Origin of the sequence: Colwellia sp. PAMC 21821 (assembly GCF_002077175.1) — a bacterium.
Taxonomy (GTDB): domain Bacteria; phylum Pseudomonadota; class Gammaproteobacteria; order Enterobacterales; family Alteromonadaceae; genus Cognaticolwellia.
On the sequence record NZ_CP014943.1, the window covers coordinates 1530381 to 1551978 of the forward strand.

At 40.2% G+C, this 21598-nt stretch carries 23 protein-coding genes, 1 pseudogene and 1 riboswitch; of the genes and pseudogenes, 13 read left to right on the forward strand and 11 right to left on the reverse strand.

Translation table 11 applies throughout. The annotated features are described in order from the left end of the window. Positions 1–20: 20 nt before the first annotated feature. Genes A3Q33_RS06445 through mlaF form a run of 5 tightly spaced genes read right to left on the reverse strand, consistent with a single transcriptional unit; the run spans position 21 to position 3130 of the window. A complete protein-coding gene (locus tag A3Q33_RS06445) occupies positions 21–317 on the reverse strand; it encodes an STAS domain-containing protein (protein ID WP_081179237.1) in 297 nt (98 codons plus the stop codon). A 58-nt stretch (positions 318–375) separates the two neighbouring features. Continuing rightward, a complete protein-coding gene (locus A3Q33_RS06450) occupies positions 376–1014 on the reverse strand; it encodes an MlaC/ttg2D family ABC transporter substrate-binding protein (RefSeq protein ID WP_081179238.1) in 639 nt (212 codons plus the stop codon). Positions 1015–1016: 2 nt separating this feature from the next. Continuing rightward, complete coding sequence (gene mlaD, locus A3Q33_RS06455) at positions 1017–1487, reverse strand: outer membrane lipid asymmetry maintenance protein MlaD (protein ID WP_081179239.1); 471 nt, start codon at positions 1485–1487, stop codon at positions 1017–1019. 60 nt (positions 1488–1547) lie between these two features. Further along, positions 1548–2324 (reverse strand): lipid asymmetry maintenance ABC transporter permease subunit MlaE, encoded by a 777-nt coding sequence (mlaE, locus tag A3Q33_RS06460; RefSeq protein WP_081150097.1) that lies wholly within the window; start codon positions 2322–2324, stop codon positions 1548–1550. After that, positions 2321–3130: a phospholipid ABC transporter ATP-binding protein MlaF gene (mlaF, locus tag A3Q33_RS06465; RefSeq protein ID WP_081179240.1), complete on the reverse strand. Its 810-nt coding sequence runs from the start codon at positions 3128–3130 to the stop codon at positions 2321–2323. The genes mlaE and mlaF overlap by 4 nt, the downstream gene beginning before the upstream one ends. Positions 3131–3570: 440 nt before the next feature. Between mlaF and A3Q33_RS06470 the strand changes: the two genes are divergently transcribed. The 12 genes from A3Q33_RS06470 to mgtE all read left to right on the forward strand — a co-directional run bounded on the left by A3Q33_RS06470 (position 3571) and on the right by mgtE (position 13284). Then, positions 3571–4551, forward strand: a complete 981-nt coding sequence (locus tag A3Q33_RS06470) for a calcium/sodium antiporter (protein ID WP_081179241.1) — start codon at positions 3571–3573, stop codon at positions 4549–4551. A 16-nt stretch (positions 4552–4567) separates the two neighbouring features. After that, positions 4568–5533 (forward strand): KpsF/GutQ family sugar-phosphate isomerase, encoded by a 966-nt coding sequence (locus tag A3Q33_RS06475; RefSeq protein WP_081179242.1) that lies wholly within the window; start codon positions 4568–4570, stop codon positions 5531–5533. Between the two features lies 1 nt (position 5534). Next, positions 5535–6080, forward strand: a complete 546-nt coding sequence (gene kdsC, locus A3Q33_RS06480) for a 3-deoxy-manno-octulosonate-8-phosphatase KdsC (RefSeq protein ID WP_081150102.1) — start codon at positions 5535–5537, stop codon at positions 6078–6080. Next, positions 6077–6643, forward strand: a complete 567-nt coding sequence (lptC, locus tag A3Q33_RS06485; RefSeq protein ID WP_081179243.1) for an LPS export ABC transporter periplasmic protein LptC — start codon at positions 6077–6079, stop codon at positions 6641–6643. Before kdsC ends, lptC begins: the two co-directional genes overlap by 4 nt. Positions 6644–6674: 31 nt before the next feature. Then, the gene (gene lptA / locus A3Q33_RS06490) at positions 6675–7154 is read left to right on the forward strand and encodes a lipopolysaccharide transport periplasmic protein LptA (protein WP_196798060.1); all 480 of its coding nucleotides are present in this window, start codon (positions 6675–6677) and stop codon (positions 7152–7154) included. Then, the gene (gene lptB / locus A3Q33_RS06495; protein ID WP_081179245.1) at positions 7155–7886 is read left to right on the forward strand and encodes an LPS export ABC transporter ATP-binding protein; all 732 of its coding nucleotides are present in this window, start codon (positions 7155–7157) and stop codon (positions 7884–7886) included. It abuts the gene before it with no gap. Positions 7887–7946: 60 nt separating this feature from the next. Beyond that, on the forward strand, positions 7947–9455 hold the full coding sequence (locus tag A3Q33_RS06500; RefSeq protein WP_081179246.1) for an RNA polymerase factor sigma-54: 1509 nt from the start codon (positions 7947–7949) through the stop codon (positions 9453–9455). A gap of 35 nt (positions 9456–9490) precedes the next feature. Then, entirely contained in the window at positions 9491–9778 is a 288-nt protein-coding gene (gene hpf / locus A3Q33_RS06505; protein WP_081150111.1) for a ribosome hibernation promoting factor, read from the forward strand. 29 nt (positions 9779–9807) lie between these two features. Further along, positions 9808–10260: a PTS IIA-like nitrogen regulatory protein PtsN gene (gene ptsN, locus A3Q33_RS06510; protein ID WP_081179247.1), complete on the forward strand. Its 453-nt coding sequence runs from the start codon at positions 9808–9810 to the stop codon at positions 10258–10260. A 6-nt stretch (positions 10261–10266) separates the two neighbouring features. Next, positions 10267–11121 carry an RNase adapter RapZ gene (gene rapZ, locus A3Q33_RS06515; protein WP_081179248.1) on the forward strand — a complete coding sequence of 285 codons (855 nt, stop codon included), beginning with the start codon at positions 10267–10269 and terminating at the stop codon, positions 11119–11121. Between the two features lie 6 nt (positions 11122–11127). Further along, complete coding sequence (locus tag A3Q33_RS06520; RefSeq protein WP_081179249.1) at positions 11128–11406, forward strand: HPr family phosphocarrier protein; 279 nt, start codon at positions 11128–11130, stop codon at positions 11404–11406. A gap of 516 nt (positions 11407–11922) precedes the next feature. Next, positions 11923–13284: a magnesium transporter gene (gene mgtE, locus A3Q33_RS06525; RefSeq protein ID WP_081179250.1), complete on the forward strand. Its 1362-nt coding sequence runs from the start codon at positions 11923–11925 to the stop codon at positions 13282–13284. Positions 13285–13603: 319 nt separating this feature from the next. Here mgtE and pmbA read toward each other — a convergent pair whose 3' ends face one another. Further along, positions 13604–14959: a metalloprotease PmbA gene (gene pmbA / locus A3Q33_RS06530; RefSeq protein ID WP_081182353.1), complete on the reverse strand. Its 1356-nt coding sequence runs from the start codon at positions 14957–14959 to the stop codon at positions 13604–13606. 105 nt (positions 14960–15064) lie between these two features. Between pmbA and yjgA the strand changes: the two genes are divergently transcribed. Continuing rightward, on the forward strand, positions 15065–15583 hold the full coding sequence (gene yjgA / locus A3Q33_RS06535; protein ID WP_081179251.1) for a ribosome biogenesis factor YjgA: 519 nt from the start codon (positions 15065–15067) through the stop codon (positions 15581–15583). A 79-nt stretch (positions 15584–15662) separates the two neighbouring features. Here yjgA and A3Q33_RS06540 read toward each other — a convergent pair whose 3' ends face one another. From A3Q33_RS06540 to A3Q33_RS06560, 5 genes and pseudogenes are all read right to left on the reverse strand, one after another. Further along, complete coding sequence (locus A3Q33_RS06540; protein WP_081179252.1) at positions 15663–16811, reverse strand: succinylglutamate desuccinylase/aspartoacylase family protein; 1149 nt, start codon at positions 16809–16811, stop codon at positions 15663–15665. An 18-nt stretch (positions 16812–16829) separates the two neighbouring features. Next, positions 16830–18073: pseudogene (locus tag A3Q33_RS06545) on the reverse strand (PLP-dependent decarboxylase). Positions 18074–18090: 17 nt separating this feature from the next. Beyond that, on the reverse strand, positions 18091–18840 hold the full coding sequence (locus tag A3Q33_RS06550) for a 2,3,4,5-tetrahydropyridine-2,6-dicarboxylate N-succinyltransferase (RefSeq protein ID WP_081179253.1): 750 nt from the start codon (positions 18838–18840) through the stop codon (positions 18091–18093). Next, on the reverse strand, positions 18837–19847 hold the full coding sequence (dapA, locus tag A3Q33_RS06555; protein ID WP_081179254.1) for a 4-hydroxy-tetrahydrodipicolinate synthase: 1011 nt from the start codon (positions 19845–19847) through the stop codon (positions 18837–18839). The genes A3Q33_RS06550 and dapA overlap by 4 nt, the downstream gene beginning before the upstream one ends. An 80-nt stretch (positions 19848–19927) precedes the next feature. Further along, positions 19928–20170: riboswitch (Lysine riboswitch) on the reverse strand. 117 nt (positions 20171–20287) lie between these two features. Beyond that, positions 20288–21583, reverse strand: coding sequence for a DsbA family protein (locus tag A3Q33_RS06560; protein ID WP_196798061.1), 1296 nt, complete (start codon positions 21581–21583; stop codon positions 20288–20290). Between the last annotated feature and the right edge of the window lie 15 nt (positions 21584–21598).

Below are 21598 nucleotides of genomic sequence, written 5' to 3' on the forward strand. Positions count from 1 at the left end.
TGCTCCAAATAGCGTATAAATTAGGTATTTTTTATCGGTAATAACGTATCAACTGCACTTAACTTTGCCAGCTTTAATAAATCTTCAGGTAAATTAACTAAGCTGATATCACAGCCTTTACTCGCCGCCAATTCTATTAATAATAAAATCCACGCTAAGCCTGCGGTGTCAATTTGGCTAACCATAGCTAAATCAATAACAATACGATCATTATTGACTAATTGACGGTACTTTTTATCAAATGCACGCGTTATTGTAGCACGCGTTAAGGCACCACTAAAAATCGCTTTTTCATCTGCTTGTTGGACATCTATCATTTTAATTTATTAACAACCTTTAATACGTTACTTTCTCTGTACGCTTAAAATAATTATATTACTTAAAACTAATGCTTTTTTGACTTTTCTCTATCAGCATTTCAGTAACATGAGACAGTCCTTTTTGACGAATCAAGCTACTTAACTCTGCTTGTTTGCTATCGAGTAAACTTATACCTTCCGCGACCATGTCGTATGCTTTCCATTCGCCGGTTTTTTTATTTTTACGCACACGAAAAGAAATATCAATAGGTTCGCGTCCGGGCTCTATAACACTCGTAGCAACTGATACTACACGTTCATCAGAGAAATCTCTTGCCGGTGCAAACTCTACTTTTTGATTATTATACAAGGTAAAAACCTGAGCATAAGACGTGATAAGGTATTCACGAAACGCAGGTACAAATTCAGCTCGTTCGGCTTTATTAGTTTTCTTAAAGTTGCTACCAATAACTTTATATGCCGCATATTGATAGTTGATATAAGGCATGAGCTCTTCACGCACGATGGTCTTCAATAAATTAGGTTCACCACGTATCGCACTTTGCTCATTGGCAAAGCGCTTAAACGTGATATCCGCAACCGTTCTAATCATTACATAAGGGTCTTTTTTATCAACCTCTTCAGCGGCGTAAACCCCTGTTGTCAGCCCTAAAAACGTTAAACAAAAAAACAGTTTTTTTATCGTCTTATTCATGATTAATCACCACTTCCTTGACCAAACAAAAATTGCCCAATGAGTTCTTCTAATACCAATGCCGGTTTTGTATCTTCAATAAAGTCACCGGGTTGCAATGTTTCAACTGACGAATGTATAAAACCAGGTAATAAGCCAACATATTGTTCACCCAATAAACCTGCGGTTAAAATTGACACTGACGTTGCTTCTGAAAAATTATTATACTCGGCAAAAATGTCTAAAGTGACCACCGGCGTATAATCTTCGCTGTCGAGCGCAATGGCACTAACACGACCGACTACAACACCACCAACTTTAATTGGTGAGCGAACTTTCAAACCACCAATGTTGTCAAATTTCGCGTACAGTTGATAGGTGCTACCACTGCCTGAAATTCCACTATCAGCTACTTTTAGCGCTAGCATTAACAATGCAGCAATACCAATTGCAGCAAATAGTCCAACCAATAACTCTATTTTTTTCGACACCATGTCTTCCACCAAATTCAAATTATATTTAACTAAATAACCGCTATAACTACTTTGCGAACATTAATTTGCAAACATTAACGCGGTTAATACAAAATCTAAGCCTAAAACTAATAATGACGATTGCACTACTGTAGATGTTGTTGCTCTGCTAATGCCTTCAGATGTTGGCTCACAAGAATAACCTTTATAAACCGCGATCCAAGTCACCACAAAAGCAAACACTAGACTTTTGATAATGCCATTTAAAATATCTTTCTCAAATGACACTTGCGACTGCATTACCGACCAAAACGTACCGCTATCAACGCCTAACCAATCAACACCAACAATATGGGCACCTAAAATACCAACCGCAGAAAATATTGCAGCTAATAAAGGTAAACTTATAAAGCCAGCCCAAAAGCGAGGTGCTACAACACGACGTAACGGGTCAACAGCCATCATTTCGAGGCTTGACAGTTGCTCGGTTGCTTTCATTAATCCTATTTCAGCTGTAAGCGCAGAACCGGCTCGACCAGCAAAAAGTAAGGCTGCTACTACAGGACCTAACTCTCGTAACAATGACAATGCGACCATGGGGCCTAGACTAGCTTCAGCGCCATAGCCCACTAAAATAGTATAGCCCTGCAAAGCTAATACCATGCCGATAAACAAACCCGAGACCAGAATGATAACTAACGACATAACACCAACTGAATAAAGTTGGTTCATCAACAAAGGAAAACCTTTGCGCGGGTTTGGCATATGCAACAATGCTGATGCTAACATCAACAAAGCTCTACCTAAGCCTGATATTTGGTCAATAATGGTGCGACCTAAGTGTTGCAGTTGATTCACTTCTCAACTCCTTGGCCGATTAATTCTTCGCGATATGACGCCGCAGGATAATGAAATGGCACAGGACCATCAGCTTCACCTTTAACAAATTGCTGTACTAAAGGTGACGTTTGAGCGTAAATTTCTTCTGGTGTGCCTTGTCCGATAATTTTTTGTTCGGCAATAATGTAGATATAATCGGCAATACTCATCACTTCAGGTACATCATGAGAAACCACGACAGAAGTTAATCCTAGCGCTTGTCCTAATTCTCGAATTAAGCGCACTATTACGCCCATAGAAATAGGGTCTTGACCTGCAAAAGGCTCGTCATAAAGAATAAGTTCAGGGTCTAAAGCAATTGAACGCGCTAATGCCGCACGACGTGCCATGCCGCCTGAAAGTTCACTTGGTCGTAAATCCCGAGCGCCACGCAAGCCAACAGCTTCTAATTTCATGAGGACCATTTTTTCAATAACATCTTCGGCTAACTCAGTATGCTCACGAATGGGAAAGGCAATATTATCGTAAACACTCATATCGGAAAACAAAGCGCCACTTTGAAAAAGCATACTCATACGCTTGCGTACATCATATAAAGCTTTACGAGATAATTTAGGTATGTCGTGACCGTCAAATAAAATTTGTCCGGATTCTGGTTTAATTTGACCACCAATTAGGCGCAACAAGGTTGTTTTCCCGATACCACTAGGACCCATTATTGCAGTAACTTTACCTTTAGGTATAGACAAACTGATGCCATCATAAATGACACGTTCGTTACGCTTAAAAGTCATGTTTTTGATATCAACTAAAATTTCGGACATATCGCTTGGGGTAACACCACAGTTAATTATTGTCTTATATAATGGAATTCTAACGCAGCGCAACAGCTCAGTCATTACAAATTAATAAATATTTAGTAGGAAAAGAGTAAGCAAAAGTATGTAAATGTAACTTAACTGTAGTCACAGCTTTATGAATGTTCCGCAGGTAAGGTTAAAAACTGACGCTACTTCACCTGCTTTATCGAGGATATATAATTAAAATTCAACATCCTCTGGTTTATTTTATTTATTTTATTTATTTTAATGATGATTGAGCGTGCCAAAAATATCAGAAAAAGTTTATAATGGAGTTTGCCCAACTTAATATGGGCAAAATAAGTATTAATTGGGTGTCATCGGTTATCATCAATGGTTTATAATTCCTCTTTTTATACCTTCATCAGCAAACACTATTTAGCTTTACCAAACAGGAGTTTTGAATGTTCATCCAAATTTTGATCTTATTGCTTTCACTAGTTATTTTAGTGTGGAGTGCAGACAAATTTGTATTTGGTGCCTCAGCATTAGCACGAAATCTTGGTATATCTCCGATGATAATTGGCTTAACGATTGTCGCTATGGGCTCTTCCGCACCTGAGATGATGATCGCCGCTACCGCGTCATTACAAGGAAATCCAGACACGGCTATTGGTAATGCTATTGGTTCAAACATCACTAACATTGCCTTAGTGCTGGGTATAACCGCACTTTTTCATCCGTTATCGGTTTCGTCATCGACCATTAAACGTGAAATCCCGCTGATTTTAATCATTACCGCTATAGCGACATACATGCTAGCCAATAGTAACTTTAGCTTTAATGAAGGCTTGATACTGATAATTGGTTTTGTGCTTTATATTGCTACTTTGCTATTTGTGACGTTAAAGCGCTCAAAAGAAAATCCTATCGACGATAAAATGGTGCTTGAAGCAGAGCAAGAAGTGCCTGACGGCGTTAGTACCAAAAACTCTATAATCTGGTTAGTTGTCGGCATAATATTACTGCCTTTAAGTGCTAGCTACTTGGTTGACTCATCCGTCTTTATTGCCAAAGCGTTTGGTATTAGTGATCTTGTTATTGGCTTAACTGTTATTGCCATTGGTACCAGTTTGCCAGAGTTAGCCGCTAGTATTATGAGCATTATTAAAAAAGAAGATGATCTTGCTTTAGGTAATATTATTGGCTCAAATATTTTTAATATATTAGCGGTATTGTCACTGGCAGGGCTAATTTCCCCAGGCGATATTGATAATGCCGCCGCAGTGCGCGACGCTCCGTTTATGCTAGCAACTACCTTTTTATTGTTCTTGCTATGTTTTAGTCGTGGCGGAAAGTTTCGCATCACACGCGCGAAAGGGTTACTATTATTAGCAGTGTTTTTTGGTTATCAAGTGTTGCTTTTCAGTCAAATCAACGTGTAAAAAGTGGTCTTTAGCAATGAAAAATTTTAAACAATTAGCCTTAAATGTTATTAATATTGAACAGCAAGCCATTGCCGAATTATCGCAATATATAGACGACGATTTCGTTCAAGCCTGTGAGCTAATGTTTAATTGCCGAGGCCGTGTCATCGTTATTGGTATGGGTAAATCAGGCCACATTGGCGGAAAAATTGCCGCAACATTAGCAAGTACCGGTACCCCTTCATTTTTTGTGCACCCTGGTGAAGCAAGCCACGGTGATCTCGGTATGGTCACCGTTGATGATGTGGTACTCACCATTTCTAATTCTGGTGAAACTGGCGAGGTACTGGCCATTATTCCCGTGCTCAAGCGGATTGGCAGCAAAATAATTGCCATGACAGGTAAGCCTGATTCTACGCTTGCTAAACTTGCCGACACGCACGTTTGTGTCAAAGTATCACAAGAAGCTTGCCCTTTAGGTTTAGCACCAACATCTAGCACAACAGCAACCTTAGTTATGGGCGACGCTTTAGCGGTTGCTTTATTGAATGCGCGTGGTTTTACCGCTGACGATTTTGCTTTATCTCATCCCGGTGGTAGTTTAGGTAAAAGGTTATTATTACGCTTAGCCGATATCATGCACAAAGATGAACGCCTGCCAACCGTGACAGAAGCTGCTAAGATAAAAGATGCGTTAGTCGAAATGTCACTAAAAGGCTTAGGCATGACCGCGGTTGTTGACGAGAACAAAAGCCTAGTCGGCCTGTTTACTGATGGTGATTTACGCCGTATTTTAGATGCCGAAATTAATATTCATCAAGACAGCATTACCAGCGTAATGACTAGAAATCCGCTTGTAGCTAAGCAAGATATGCTAGCGGCTGAAGCATTAAAAATAATGGAAGACAAAAAAATTAATGGCTTGATTATTGTCGACGATCATAATCATCCCATTGGCGCCATGAATATGCATGACTTATTAAAATCAGGAGTGCTTTAGTTTGGACAGTTTATACGGAAAAGTAGCGCCAAGTGTTTGGCAAAAGGCGCAAAAAATTAAACTTTTTGTTTGTGATATTGACGGTGTTTTTTCTGACGGTCGTATCTACTTAGGCAATAACGGTGAAGAACTAAAAGCCTTTCATACCAAAGATGGTTATGGCATTAAAGCTTTAGGTGCAAGTGGTGTTGATGTTGCCGTGATCACGGGCAGAAAATCTAATATCGTCCAAACACGCATGACCGCATTAAACGTTAAACACATAGTGCAAGGCGAAGAAAATAAACTGCCCGCATTAAAAGCGATGATAGACGCTTTGCAACTTACGCCTGAACAAGTCGCGTACATTGGCGACGATATGCCCGATTTTGAGTGCCTTAACTACGTTGGTTTTAGTATTGCAGTAAATGACGCGCACCCTGCCATTTTAAATCTTTGTGACTACACAACCTATACCCGAGGTGGTTTTGGTGCTGTGCGCGAAACTTGCGACCTTATTATGCAAAGTCAGCATACTTTAGCCGATGCAAAGGGTGCCAGTATATGAATCGCATCACCCTTGCGACAATAACCTTATTTATTTTGGCGTTAACGACTTATGGCCTACTTGAGTGGTATGGCGCTAAGAAAGAAACCAGTAGTATCCTCGACAATGCTACTAATCCAGAATTTATTGCTGAAAACCTCAACAGCGATGTTTACAAAGCAACCGGTGCATTATCATATAATGTTGAAGCACAGCGAATGGAACATTATGCTCAATTAGAGGTCACACACTTTGAATACCCAAGATATACCCTATACCCAAAAAACAACAAACCTACATGGCAAGTAACAGCCAATGAAGGCACGTTATATAATAATAATCGTGTAAAATTGAAAAATCGCGTACGTTTAATCGCCACTGATGAAGACAGTTTGATACAGGAAGTACACGGAAAAAATTTAGAAATGGATTTAAAAACTAATATAATCAGCTCAGAGCAAACTATCTTAATATTAGGTAAAGGATTTACTATGTATGGCTCAGGATTAATTGTAGACTTAAACACAACACAGATGACATTGACTGAACATGTGCAAACCATTTATAAAAAAATTAAAAAATAGCCTTATTTGCCTTACCGTATTCGCATTATTAGTGCCAACAGTAAGCGCCGAAAAGTTTAATGTTGAACAAGAAATTAAAATATCTTCTTCGCGACAAGCTGCCGATCTAAAAAACAAAATATTCAGTTATATCGATAATGTCATTATTGCTCAAGGCACACTAACGATACATGCGGAATTAGTTCAGGTAATTACCGAAGATAAAAGTGATAACAAAATTTATATTGCCAAGGGTTCACCAGCGACATTTGAGCAAACGTTGCAAGATGGTAGCCCAATAAATTTACAAGCCAATGAAATTCGGTATGAACCCAGTATGAACACCGTGGTTATTTCAGGTAATGCACTTCTACGCCAAGAAGGTAGTGAAGTTAGCGGCAGTAAAATCACTTATAATTTTGACACCGAATATGTCAATGCTGAAAGCCTAGATAACGCTAAAGTAGAAACGGTATTACAGCCAAAAAATAAAACTGAACTGCCTAAAAAATCTAAGGACAAGCAAGAGTAAATGTCAACTTCAACATTATCAGCAACCGGTCTTGCAAAAGCCTACAAAGGCAGAAAAGTCGTTAAAAACGTCAGTATGAAAGTGTCCGCCGGACAAATAGTTGGCTTATTAGGTCCCAATGGCGCGGGTAAAACTACCTCCTTTTATATGATTGTTGGCTTAGTCAATAACGACAGTGGCTCAATAGTGTTAAACGGTGAAGACTTAACCTTGTTGCCGATGCATGAGCGCGCGCGCAAGGGCATCGGCTATTTACCACAAGAAGCCTCTATTTTTCGCAAGTTATCTGTTTATGACAACATTATGGCTATTTTACAAACACGTAAAAGCCTAAGTGATGTTGAGCGAGAAGAAAAACTTGAACATTTATTAGAAGAATTTAACATCGGTCATATCAAAGATAACTTAGGTATGAGTTTATCTGGCGGTGAACGCCGACGTGTTGAAATAGCTCGCGCTTTAGCGGCAGACCCTAAATTTATTCTACTTGATGAACCCTTTGCTGGTGTTGACCCAATTTCAGTAGGTGATATAAAAAAAATTATCCTACACTTAAAAGAACGCGGCATTGGTATTTTGATCACTGATCATAATGTACGAGAAACACTCGATGTTTGTGAACATGCTTATATCGTTAGTCATGGTGAACTGATCGCTGAAGGTAATTCTAATCAAATACTTGCGAATCAACATGTAAGAGATGTATACCTTGGTGAACAATTCACGCTATAGTGAATAACACACTTAAGCGGTACAAAATTAATGTATTTCAACAGGGAAATGAAAACGTAAATGCGTCCTACTCTGCAACTCCGTATCGGACAACAATTAACGATGACCCCGCAATTGCAGCAGGCGATCAAGCTACTGCAATTATCGACTTTGGATCTCCAGCAAGAAATTCAAGAAGCACTCGAAAGTAATCCTTTACTTGAAATTGATGAATCTTTTGATAATAACTCTGAAAGTACCCCTGACAATTTAGAAGAAGCATACTCGGCAGGCGTTGGCGAAAGTAAAGAAATGGCCTCCTCCGATGGTAGCGAAGATTCTGCCCCCAGTATCGATGAAATTAGCTCCTCAGAAGGTTTAGCCAAAACCGATATTCCCGAAGAATTAAACAGTGATAGCACTTGGGATGATAACTTTAGTGCTAGCGCTAGCAGCGGCGGTGTTGGTCACGCATCAGAAGATTATACCTATCAGGGTGAAACGAAAGACTCACTACAAGACCACCTTATGTGGCAAATGCAACTCACGCCATTTAGCGATACCGACAGAACCATTGCCATCGCCATTATTGAAGCCATTGATGAAGCCGGCTATTTAACGGTGACCGCAGATGAGATCTTAGAAAGCGTTGGTATAGACGATGTAGAACTCGATGAAGTTGAAGTGGTACTAAAACGAATTAACGTTTTTGATCCCGTTGGCGTGGCTGCCCGTTCAATTCCTGAGTGTTTACTTATCCAGCTCAATCAATTTGCGAAAGATACGCCTTGGCTAGCAGAAAGTAAATTAGCCGTCACTGAGCACATTGACTTGCTTGGTAATCGCGATTATCGACAATTGATGCGTAAATTGCGCATTAAAGAAGATCAATTACGCGAAGTTATTCGCTTGATCCAATCTTTAGATCCTCGCCCGGGTGATAGCGTCATAAAAAGTGAAGAACAATACGTAATTCCTGATGTCTCCGTTGAGAAGAAAAATGGTCGTTGGACGGTAGAGCTCAATCCCGATACAGCACCTAAATTATCAGTTAATCAACAATATGCCGCCATGTCTAGGTCAATGAAATCATCTGCTGATAGTCAGTTCATTCGCTCGAATTTACAAGAAGCAAAATGGTTTATCAAAAGTTTAGAAAGTCGCAATGATACCTTATTAAAAGTTTCAAATTGCATTGTACAACGCCAACAAGGTTTCTTTGAACATGGTCCTGAAGCTATGCGACCTATGGTGTTAAATGATATTGCAGAAGCTGTAGACATGCATGAATCAACCATTTCTCGTGTTACGACACAAAAATACATGCACACACCGAGAGGCATTTTTGAGCTTAAATACTTTTTCTCTAGCCACGTAAGTACTGAAAATGGCGGTGAGTGCTCTTCAACAGCTATTCGTGAATTAATTAAAAAACTCGTCGCTGCCGAAATACCCGCAAAGCCATTAAGCGACAGTAAAATCGCAGATATATTAGCTGAACAAGGTATAAAAGTAGCGAGGAGAACCATTGCCAAGTATCGAGAGTCGCTCTCTATACCGCCGTCAAATCAACGTAAAAGCCTATTGTAGGCAGTCTTATTCACCAAAAAAGAGGAATGAAGCATATGCAAATTAATCTTACTGGACACCATGTCGATGTTACCGACTCATTACGTGATTATGTTAATGGCAAGTTTGAAAAGCTAGAACGTCATTTTGAGCATATCAATAATGTACATGTAGTATTAACCGTAGAAAAATTGAATCAGATTGCCGAATCTACTGTGCACTTAAGTGGCTCAGAGGTTCACGCGAAGGCCGAGCATAATGATATGTATGCATCAATTGATGCATTAATTGATAAGCTAGATCGCCAAATCCTGAAATACAAAGGCAAAATTAACAAACATTAGCGCCAAGTCGCTTTAGGTTTTATAAGTTTATGAAGTTGCAAGACATTTTATCCCCGGACTGCACTATTTGTGCAGCACCGGGTTCCAGTAAAAAACGCATTCTAGAATACTTAAGTAGCCTGGCCGCCGATAAATTGGCTGACCATGACACATTTCAGCTATTAGAAAGCCTAGTTAAGCGTGAAAGAATGGGGTCAACTGGCATAGGTAATGGCATTGCTATACCGCATGGTCGTTTGGAAAATGCTACACAGCCCATTGCCGTGGTAATAACGACAGAAGAAGCAATTGATTTTGACGCTATTGATCATCGCGCAGTTGATATTTTTATTGCCTTATTTGTGCCTGAAGAAGAATGTCAAAACCACCTCAGTACATTACAGAGCATTGCAAAAATTTTTCGCGATAAGCAATTTTGCAAGCAAGTACGTAAATGCGAAAGTAACCAAGAATTATATCAGTTAATCCAACAAGCGAGTTAAACACAAATGAAGCTAATTATTGTCAGTGGCCGTTCAGGGTCAGGTAAAAGTGTTGCACTGCGCGTTTTAGAGGATTTAGGCTACTATTGCGTTGATAATATTCCAGTCAACTTGTTACCTGCACTCATCCATACTGTCATTAATGATTATGAGAATGTAGCCGTAAGTCTCGATGTGCGAAACCTCCCCGCTGATCCTAATGATGTGCCTGAAATCATTGAATATATGCCCAATGCGGTTGAATTAAGCTTACTTTATTTAGATGCTGATGATAGTGACCTTATTCGTCGATTCAGTGAAACACGACGCTTACATCCGTTAATTAAACAAAATATTGCCTTAGATCAAGCCATTGCCTTAGAGAAAAAGCTCCTTGAACCAATAGCCAGTCGAGCACACTTATATATCAACACTAGCCAGCTTACGCCACATCAACTCGCCGACTTAGTTAGAGAACGAATTTTGGGGAAAAAATCTGGCTCAATGGTCGTTGTATTTGAGTCATTTGGTTTTAAACATGGTGTACCACAAGATGCTGACTATGTTTTTGATGCGCGATTTTTACCAAACCCTTTTTGGGATAAAGAGCTAAAGGGCTTCACAGGATTAGATAAACCAGTACAAGACTTTCTTGCTAGCCAACCTATAGTGACAAAGTTTATTTGGCAAATTAACAGTTTTATGATGACTTGGTTACCACATCTAGAACGAAACAATCGCAGTTATATTACCATTGCGATTGGTTGTACGGGCGGTATGCATCGTTCGGTTTATATTGCCGAATTACTGGCAAATAATATGCGTAAAGAACGTAAAGACGTGCAATCTCGTCATCGTGACTTACCTGTTACTGATAAGTAAATCACCATGAGCACACAAGCAAGCCGAAAAGTACTTATTATTAATAAACTTGGTCTACATGCCCGAGCAGCATCTAAACTTGCACAGCTGAGCCAAAAGTTTACCGCTAAAGTGACTATTGAGTTAGACGAAAACCGTGCAGACGCGAATAGTATCATGGGCTTAATGCTACTCGCCGGCGCACAAGGTAAAACCGTCAAGGTAATTGCTTCAGGGGAAGATGCCGAATTAGCACTCGAAGAAATTTGCCAACTCTTTAGTAACAGATTCGATGAAGCTGAATAACAATCAGCGCATTTAGCGCTATGTCAGTTCGCGCTTAAGTTAATAAAAAAGCTGTGAAAACTCGTAAATTACGGTAAACTCAACGCGGATAATTATTAATATTAAATACTCATTGGAAAATGAATTAGCTAACTTACGCTACATTTGAGAATTTAGCACAAACGATATTTCTCAAACATATTCATTCTCGGCGTTGCCTCCTTAGTCGCTTTGCCATATTCATCCAAATAGTCGAATGTTTTTCTCATTTGATATTATTTAATATAACTTTAATAATACTCTTTCATAATAGGGACTGTTTAGCTTTCTGGATTAAAGTTTACATTAGGTAAAATAACGTTCAATAATCCCAAAGGTAGCGTTAGTTTGAAGTTGATACCGCGTGCTCACACGCTAATTTAGCAAGCATTATTTCTGCAGTTGCTAGGCCGACATATCAAACCATCGACTATAAAGTAAGTTCAACAATCCCTAGTAACTTTTAGTTTTCGTTTTGCAACGGCAAAAGGTAAAAATATGCCGGAAGTTTCTGAACAAGAATACAGCCACCAGCGCCTTCAGCAGGTTAACGATGCCCTCGATAGTGGTATGTTTGTCTATGTCCGCAAACTTTTGCAAGACATGCCCGCTTATGATCTTGCTTTACTCTTAGAGTCATCCCCCACCAAAAGCCGTGTTGCGCTCTGGCAACTGATTGACGCAGATCATCACGGTGATGTGCTTGAAGAACTGAACGAAGAAGTTCGAAAAGGCATTCTAAAAAACATTAATCCAGCTAAGCTTGCTGCTGTTGCAGAAGGCATGGATGTTGATGATTTAGCAGAAGTTTTCAGAACATTACCTGACAGTGTTTATCAGGAAGTGCTTAATGCGATGGACGGACAAGATCGCAGCCGTGTAGAAGCAGCACTTTCATTCGAAGAAGACACGGCCGGCGGTATCATGAATACCGATACTATCTCTATTCGTCCTGATGTGACGGTGGATGTAGTTTTACGTTATTTACGCTTGCGCGGAGAATTACCCGAAGCAACCGACTCATTTTATGTTGTCGACAGAGCAGATCACTTCATTGGTGCTGTTTCATTATCAGCCATTGTGACTGCCAAAGCAGAAACAATTATTTCGAGCTTAATCGATAAAGACATCGAAGCGATTACCGCTGATATGAACGAAACTGATGTAGCGAAATTATTTGAACGCTACGATTGGTTTTCTGCACCAGTTATCGATCATGAAGGCCGACTGCTAGGTCGTATTACTATCGATGATGTCGTCGATATTATTCGTGAAGAAGCAGAGCATTCCATGATGAGTATGGCGGGTCTAGATGACGAAGCCGATACTTTCGCACCCGTATTGAAAAGTACGCAGCGACGCTCTATTTGGTTAGGCGTAAACTTAATTACCGCCCTTATGGCTGTTGCTGTGTCGAGCATGTTTGAAGGTATTTTAAATCAGCTAGCTATTTTGGCCGTATTAAACTCATTAGTCCCTAGTATGGGTGGCGTAGCTGGAAATCAGACCTTAACTTTAGTTATTCGAGGTATGGCCTTAGGTCATATTGGTGAAAGTAACTCGCGCATATTATTATACAAAGAACTGGCTATTGGCTTTTTTAATGGCTTGATTTGGGCAGTGTTAATTGCCTCAGTCGTTGCTATCTGGCAGCAAAACCTGATGCTGGGTGCCATTATCGCTTTTGCCATGTTAATGAATATGACCGCGGCCGGAATTGCCGGGGTTACCGTGCCATTAATGCTGAAAAAGATGAACATAGACCCCGCTTTAGCAGGCAGCGTTATTCTAACAACCGTTACCGATGTTGTCGGGATATTCGCGTTCTTAGGTACAGCGACGTTATTGTTAGGACAATAAAGATAGCTATAAGCTGTCAGTTTTCAGCTATCAGTAAAAACAAAGCAACTGCCGGTCACTTGCTTTAACTGAGAATAAACATAGCTATAAGCTGTCAGTTTTCAGCTATCAGTAAAAAAACAAACCAACCACTAGTCACTTGCTTTTACTGACAGCTGACAGCTATGTTTACCGACAATAAACATCGCTATAAGCTGTCAGTTTGCAGCTATCAGTAAAAAAACAAACCAACCACTAGTCACTTGCTTTTACTGACAGCTGACAGCTCAAAACTGAAAGCTATGGTTTACTGGCAGCTCTTAACTTGAAACTTAATGGGTTAACTGCCTGCAATTTGCATTTCGTTAACAATAATAGAACCCGTGCGAATACTGCCTCTCATATCGGTATCGTTACCAATGGCAACAATACCAGAGAATATATCCTGTAACTTACCGGCAATAGTAATTTCATCAACAGGGTAAGCTATTTCTCCATTTTCAACCCAGAAGCCTGCTGCACCGCGAGAATAATCACCCGTTACAACGTTGACGCCTTGGCCCATTAATTCAGTCACTAATAAACCCGTGCCTAAGGTTTTTAACATGGCATCAAAATCTCCACCTTGGCCTTTGTCTTTCATACCGAGTTGCCAATTATGAATACCGCCCGCATGACCGGTTGTTTTCAGGCCCATCTTACGTGCTGAATAGCTTGTTAAAAGATAAGTAGCTAAGCTACCATCAGTAATTATTTCACGATCAATCGTGGCAACCCCCTCGGCATCGAAAGCACTACTTGCTAACGCTTTTTTCAAATGCGGACGTTCACTGATGCTTAAAAATTCAGGAAAAACTTGCTTGCCAATCGAATCCATTAAAAAAGATGATTTTCTATATAAATTACCACCACTAATGGCCGCAATAAAATGACCAAACAAAGTGTTAGCGATATCTGCACGAAACATGACAGGCACTTTAGTGGTCGATAACTTTCGAGCACCTAAACGCGACAAAGCTTCGATAGAGGCTTGTTGTCCTATTTTAGCGGCACTTTCCATCGCATCGAATTCCCGACTAACGGTATAAGCATAATCGCGCTGCATATCGTCACCTTCGTTAGCAATCATCACACAACTTAAACTGTGACGAGTACTCGGATAACCCACTAACTGACCATGGGTATTGCCGTAAACTTTAAAGCCTTCAAAGCTTGCTAACGTTGCGCCATCTGAATTTGTAATACGTTTATCATAGCCAAGTGCGGTGTCTTCACATGCTTTCGCTAAGCTAATCGCTTGCTCTGTGGTTAATACCTTAGGATGGTATAAATCTAAATCTTCAGGTGCCATCGCGAGGGTATCTTTATCCGCCATGCCTGAGCATTCATCAACTGAGGTATACTTAGCAATATTGACTGCGGCTTCTATTGCTTGTTTTAAGGCTTTTTCAGATAAGTCGGCTGTTGAAGCGCTGCCTTTACGACCGTCTTTATAAACCGTAATACCCAGTCCACCATCATTGGTAAACTCAACGTTTTCAACCTCGCCCAAGCGAGTACTGACACTCAGGCCTTGTTGGCGACTCATCGCAACTTCAGCACCGTCGGCTCCAAGTGATTTAGCCATAGTCATGGCGTCATTAACACGTTTTTTAACATGTTCTATTTGCATTTGGATACTATCTGAATCGCTCATGGGTAAATTATTTCTCATATTTTATCGATACAAACAACAGGAATGTTTTTGCTGCTCCTGCTTTGTTGTATACTATAGGTAATTATCACTTGATTACTTAACATTATGCCCCACTCTGCCAACGATATCGATGAATTAGAAGAAGAATTACTGAGTAAATCGGAAATAAAACGAGAAATGCATCGACTGCAAGATTTTGGCCTGGTTATAGTCAAAATGTCGAAGCATCAACGCAGTAAATTACCGCTGACTGATGATCTAAAAGCTGCCATGCTGCTCGCGGATAAAATCACCAATAAACATGAGGCTTTACGTCGCCATGTGCGTCATATTGCAAAAATATTGGCTGAAACCGATCTTGAACCGATAAAGCAAGCTATGGATGTTATGGCTAATAAACATCAGCAAGAGTCAGTTAAATTTGAAAAACTTGAAAAAATGCGTGATGACCTTATCGCCGATGGTAATGAGACCATTGAAGCATTGTTGACCGAATGTGAAAGCATGGAAAGACAAAAGCTGCGACAGTTAGTTCGTCAGGCAAAAAAAGAACATAGCGCTGAAAAAGTTGGTAAACATTACCGAGATTTATTTGCCTACTTAAAAGAGCACATAATTTTTTAACAAAATTGCTAATACATGCTACTAAAAAGCGCCTTGATTTCATCATAAATCAAGGCACTTTTGTTTTCAGAGTCTGAGACTATAAAATACTGTATTTACTAAATACTTTATAAAGTTCGGTGCCTTGATTCACACTCGCTGAGGCAAAATGCAGAATTGGAATAACATTGTCCTCTAGGCTGATATAGTGCAATGGATCGCCATCACCATAATTGTCCATGCGAAGAATACGTGCCAAGGGTTCTCCAGCCGCGAGAGGCTGACCAAATTCAGCTAAATAATCTACCATGCCCCCCATAGGAGAATAAAGCGCCTTATAGTCTTCTAACATACAACTGTATCGAACCATGGTTTTTGGATGGAAGTCATTGCTATTGATAACCCCTTGGTATTGCAAATAGCTTAAAATACCTAAGGCATCTTCATGCGCAACGTCTAAATCAATCTGCTCTTGTGAACCCAACTCAACAGTAAAGCTTTCTTTTATCACCGCATCTTTACCATGATTAGTCGCAGTTTTCGTGATGGGAAAGTCTCGACCTAGTTCTGCGAATTTCAATTGTAAATACCACCAAGGACAAAATGTCGCTTCATCTAAAGCGCCATCAAAACCATTAGGGATAAATAAAACATGTGGAATATCAAAATACTCAGCACTGGCTCGGGCATAGTCTGGGCAATATAAGTGCTTACTCGAAATTGGCCCTGTGTGCAGATCTAAAACAAGATCAGCCTGATGAGCTAAGCGTTGCAATTGATATGCGATACGCTGTCCGGTAGTAATACCATAGATATTATGATTAAGCTTTTGAGATATTTTCTCGACCATCAAGGCTTTAAAAGCACGTTCTATTTCGACTATTGAATCGGTTAAATGCGCCTTTGCAAAGGGCTCAATAATACTTTCGTCAAAATGATACATGCGATTCCAGTTAACACCGGTAATGGGATCAAATCGACCTAAGGTATACTCACCGTTTTTATGATTACAACCCACCGGGTTAGCATAAGGTACAAGGGTAATACTGCCATTTAATTCAATAGTTTTTAATTGCTCTAACAACTGAAAAATAACCGCATTGCCTTGCACTTCTGCACCATGCATATTGGCTTGTATGTAAACATCAGGCCCTTGTTGTTTACCCTTAATACGGTAAACGGGCACGGTAAGGGCTGCACCACTGGCCATTTCACCAACATGCATCACTTCTTTACTAATTAAATTCATAAATAACCTTATTAAGCCTTAGCGTAAATACCATGAAGCAGGTTGAGCTGATCGTACTTGCTCAATTTTTCCTTGCTGCAGAACATATTCTGCCGCAATTTGATGACAAAGAAAAAATGGCATACTTTCGGTAAAGCCATAAGCGCCCGCTAAACCAAATATTAATTGATCGTCAACCGCAACATCACTGGCTATCGCCAAGGTACCTAATTTATCTAAACTAGTACACAATGGACCATGAAGATCAAAATAAACAGGACTTGCAGATGACTCTCTGATCATCGCCACTGGAAATGGCTGTTCTGTAATGGCAGGTCGAATTAAATGATTAATCCCCCCGCTAACACTAACTGTTGGTGTTCAAAATTTACTTTACGGTCAACAACTGAGGTTACGTAATAACCCATTTCAGCCACCGCAAAGCGTCCAAGCTCTAACCAGAGTTCGCTGACCCCGGCTCGCGCTTTTATTTTGGCTAAGTCGGCAACAATCTCTTCCCATCGTAAGCTTTTTCGAGTTTGCAGGTAATCAACACCTAAACCGCCACCTAAATCTAATACCTCTAGGGTCATTCCTAATTGTTTGGCCAATGACAACAAAGGCGATACCATTTGTGACCAAAGCTCAAACATAAGCTCATTGCTGAGCATATTTCCCCATTGGAAAATATGTAGACCGTTGATATTCAGTGCAGGAAAGTCACTTACTTTTATCGTTTCCCACGCTTGGCAAGATAAACCAAAAGCCGTTACTTCGTTACCCCCTAAAGGATTCTTCTCTCCCTCCTCCCATTGCAACTGCACGCGCAATAACACTTGGGGTTGGCAAGATAATTCGCTAGCGGCGTCATTAAGCCATTGTAACTGGTTCAAACTCTCCACCACAAAAGTGCGCACGCCTTGCTCTAGAAATGCTTTTATCTGCCGCTTAGATTTAGCGGGGCCAGTATTAAGAATACGATCGGCGGGAACATCTTGTGCTAATACTTGTGTTAGCTCGCCTTGACTTGCAACATCAAAATTAAAACCTTGCTGCGCTAAAGTTTTGATCACCCTTGACAAGGGGTTTGCCTTGACAGCAAACCAAAGCTTAATCACGTCTTGTTGCATCAAACTCGATAAATGTTGTTCAAGATAGTCGAGATCATAAAGAAAGTAACCGTCTTCATCTTGCTCAACGTCAGTAGGCTTATTTAGTCGTTCCTGATGCGCCAATAGCGGTTCAAGTAATGCAGGCCTAAGCCAGTTTGGTCTATTTAACATTGCAGTCATTTTTGTTCCTAGCGCAGCACAGATTCAAGTTCTAACGCCGCATTACTTTTTTCATCACGGTACTTAACAATTAACGCACAAGCCATATTCAGTCCATGCTGCTCTGCCCATTGGCCAGCTACAGGACGAGTGCCCGGCACAACTACAGCATTTTCAGGTATATCAGCACCTTTTGCTAATATGACATTATTGACACAGTCATAAACCGGTACCGACGCTGATAGCGAAACACCTGGCGCTAAAACTGCACCTTTCTTCACTACAATTCCTTCAACAATAATAACGCCAGCACTTAAAAATGCATTATCTTCAATAATCACTGGGCTAGCACCAATAGGCTCAAGTACACCGCCTATTTGTACGGCAGCAGAAACATGTACATTTTTGCCAATTTGTGCACACGAGCCAATCAATGCATGGCTATCAATCATAGTTCCGCTATCAACAAAGGCGCCAACATTTATGTAGGCCGGTGGCATAATAATAACGCCCGGCGCTACGTAAGCACCTCGGCGAACAGATGAACCACCCGGTACCATTCTGACTTTATCGGCAACGGTAAATTCACGTGCAGGTAAATTATGCTTATCAACGAAACCACGATAAGCACCATCAAATTCGATATTTTCTCCCGCTTTAAATGCCGCTAGAATTGCTTGCTTTACTTCGGTATTAACTTGCCAAGTACCATCGCTATTTTGTTGTGCTGCTCGAGTTTTACCGGTTTCTAAATCTGTTAATGTTTGCTGCCATGTCATGAGTTTATGTCTCGTAAGTTAGTTGTAGTTACAGAGTGATAATTTTCAGCACTAAGCGTGCTAGTTGAAGCATAATGTTGAGCTAAAGGATTGTTACTATTATTTTCTAGCCATTGCTGAATTTGTCGATGGGTATCTTGTAAACCGTGTTGCGCTGAAATTTCTTCTTGGCATAACGGTAAACGAAGCTTCGCAGAACTAATGATGTTAAGTTCAGCCATTAAAACTTTTACCGGTATTGGGTTGGCCACTTGAAATAATGCCGTTATAGCCTTATGCCAGAGCGGAAAAAGGCTTTCATTTTGATGAGCTAAAGCCATAGCGACATATTGCCTAGTTGCCTCAGGCCAAACGTTTGAGCTAACAGACACTAGACCTTTCACGCCGGCGCCGGCAAGATAAGGCATCATGGCATCTTCACCACTATACAAATCAACGCTTGGACAATGCTCTTTGTAGGCTAGGAGTTTATTGAGATCGCCACTGGCTTCTTTTAGCGCCCAACAATTTTTATGGTTTTGCACTTGTTGCAAGGCTGTAATAGTAATTTCAACGCTACTGCGCGAAGGAACGTTATAAAGCATGCAAGGAAAGTTTGCGGCATCAAGTAGGCTTTTAAACCATAGCGTTTGCCCAACTGGGCCTGGCTTGGCATAAATGGGGCTAGCGAGTAAATAAGCATTTATCGGCAGTTGATTGCATTGTTCAATCCAGGCAAGTTGCTCGTTAAGGTTATATCCGCCAACCGCAACCATTAATGGCACCTGCAAAGTCATAGCGCAAACGTATTTTACAATACTTAAATGCTCTTGCGCGGTCAGTGCTAAGCCTTCACCTGTGCTTCCCAATAATAAAATGCCATTGTGAGCAGCGTTTTGTTGTAAAACTAGATTACGCAAACTGACATAGTCAATTTCGTCATTGGCAAATAATGGCGTGATCAATGCGGTCCAGACCAATGGTCGATCTGTGATTAACTGATTATCTATCGATTTTTTTTGATTCATTTCTCTCGAACTCTTGTCGTTCGGAGAACTTTTAGGCGCTTGTAGAGGCAAAATTTCAAGGACGAAACTTGGCCTTTACAAAGGCCAGAAGCTCTCCACCTAATAGGTGACAGTTGCAAGGATTCAACCTAATACCAGTCGGACTCAACTATTGATCCGCTTGGCATAATGCTTAATCGACGTTTAACAACGACTAAGCTAAAACAACCGGCAATTGTATTATCAAATTTACAATTACCTCGGCGTTAAACCCCCTCATTATTGCTCAATAGAGTTTGATCTCTTCACAATAACTACCTGGTTAACGCTCCTCTTCTGGCCCTATATTAGTGGTAATTAATTTTTTACGATTAATTTCACTGGAATAAGGGACTGCAATATTAAAACATTTAAATATAAGCACAGTCAATAGACGTCTATACGTATATTGACAATTCCTATTAACCCACTGTTCTAAATATATTTATTTCTTTTTCTAATGCAAAAATACGATCTTGACCCCAATAACTGTTTCCGCCATAACTAAAACAAGGTACACCCCACAAGTTTAACTTGCTCAGTTCAACTTGATTGATATCTGCCCATTGTTGCCAGTCATGTTGTTCCTGATAAATTGTCGCTTCATCAACATCTAGAGCTAACTTGCTAAGTATAGTCTCTACATTTTTTGGATTCGCCAAGTCAATACCATCAACATAAATGGCTTGGAAGCAAGCCATTATATACTCAACAGCCTTCCCTTGCTGTTGCGCCCAAGCAAATAAACGATAGGCGTTAATAACCCCATCACCGAGAGGGTCAGTAAAGCCCTTAAACTCAATACCCAGTTTTTTAGCTTCACGTACAGCATCAAGATAGATGTATTTTTGCTTCATCATCGGAATCGACTCGCCGCGCATCAATAATGGCAATATCGGCCTGATGACTAACTCGATTTGTTGACGCTCAGCTAAATTCAAGGCTTGCACAAACCCCAAATAAGAATAAGGGCTGCGTAGTGATATATAGATCACCAAGGGCTCAGCCGCTACAGTAGCTGTCTTAGCGGTGTTTATATCAACTATTTTATGAGGAAAATGTTGTGGCGTAACAATGTTATTCAATTTAATTTTTTTTGGCGTAAAATCTTCAGTAACATCATCGAGTAAAGCAAATTTTTCTAACATACTTTCAAAATGATATAACCGATCAATGCCGACAAACCAACTACCAGCAAAAAAAATACTTGCCGGAGCATAATGACCTTTTGCTTTTAAACGGGTTTGATTTTTAACTTGATGGTTAATCGTTGGGGTAGAAGTTTGAAAGTGTTCGCGGTAATGATTGCCCCATGTATTTATAAATATTTGTTCCGCATTTTTAATGTTGTTCACCAGCAATTGCCAAGTCTGTTGGCCCGTTGTTAACGATGCAGAAGATGGCTCTGCGGTAATATTAACTAATTGATACTGTTCAGCCATTACATTTGCGTCTTTAATTGCCCATTGACGATATAGCTTTGGGCACATGGTCACACCGGGTAAAGTTCCCCAGATAAAAAGCACTTTAAAATCTAATCGATAATTTATGGCTAAGCGAGATAACATTTGCACTAACATAAAACTATGTGGGTCATTGAGTGACAGATAGACTTCTGCTTGAGCTTTTTTACCCAAAAGTTGCCCCATCAAAAAGTAGCGAAAAATCAATATTTTTGCTCTAAGTTGACTATGCAGCCATTTTATTTTTAGTCGCAATAACATTTTCTTAAA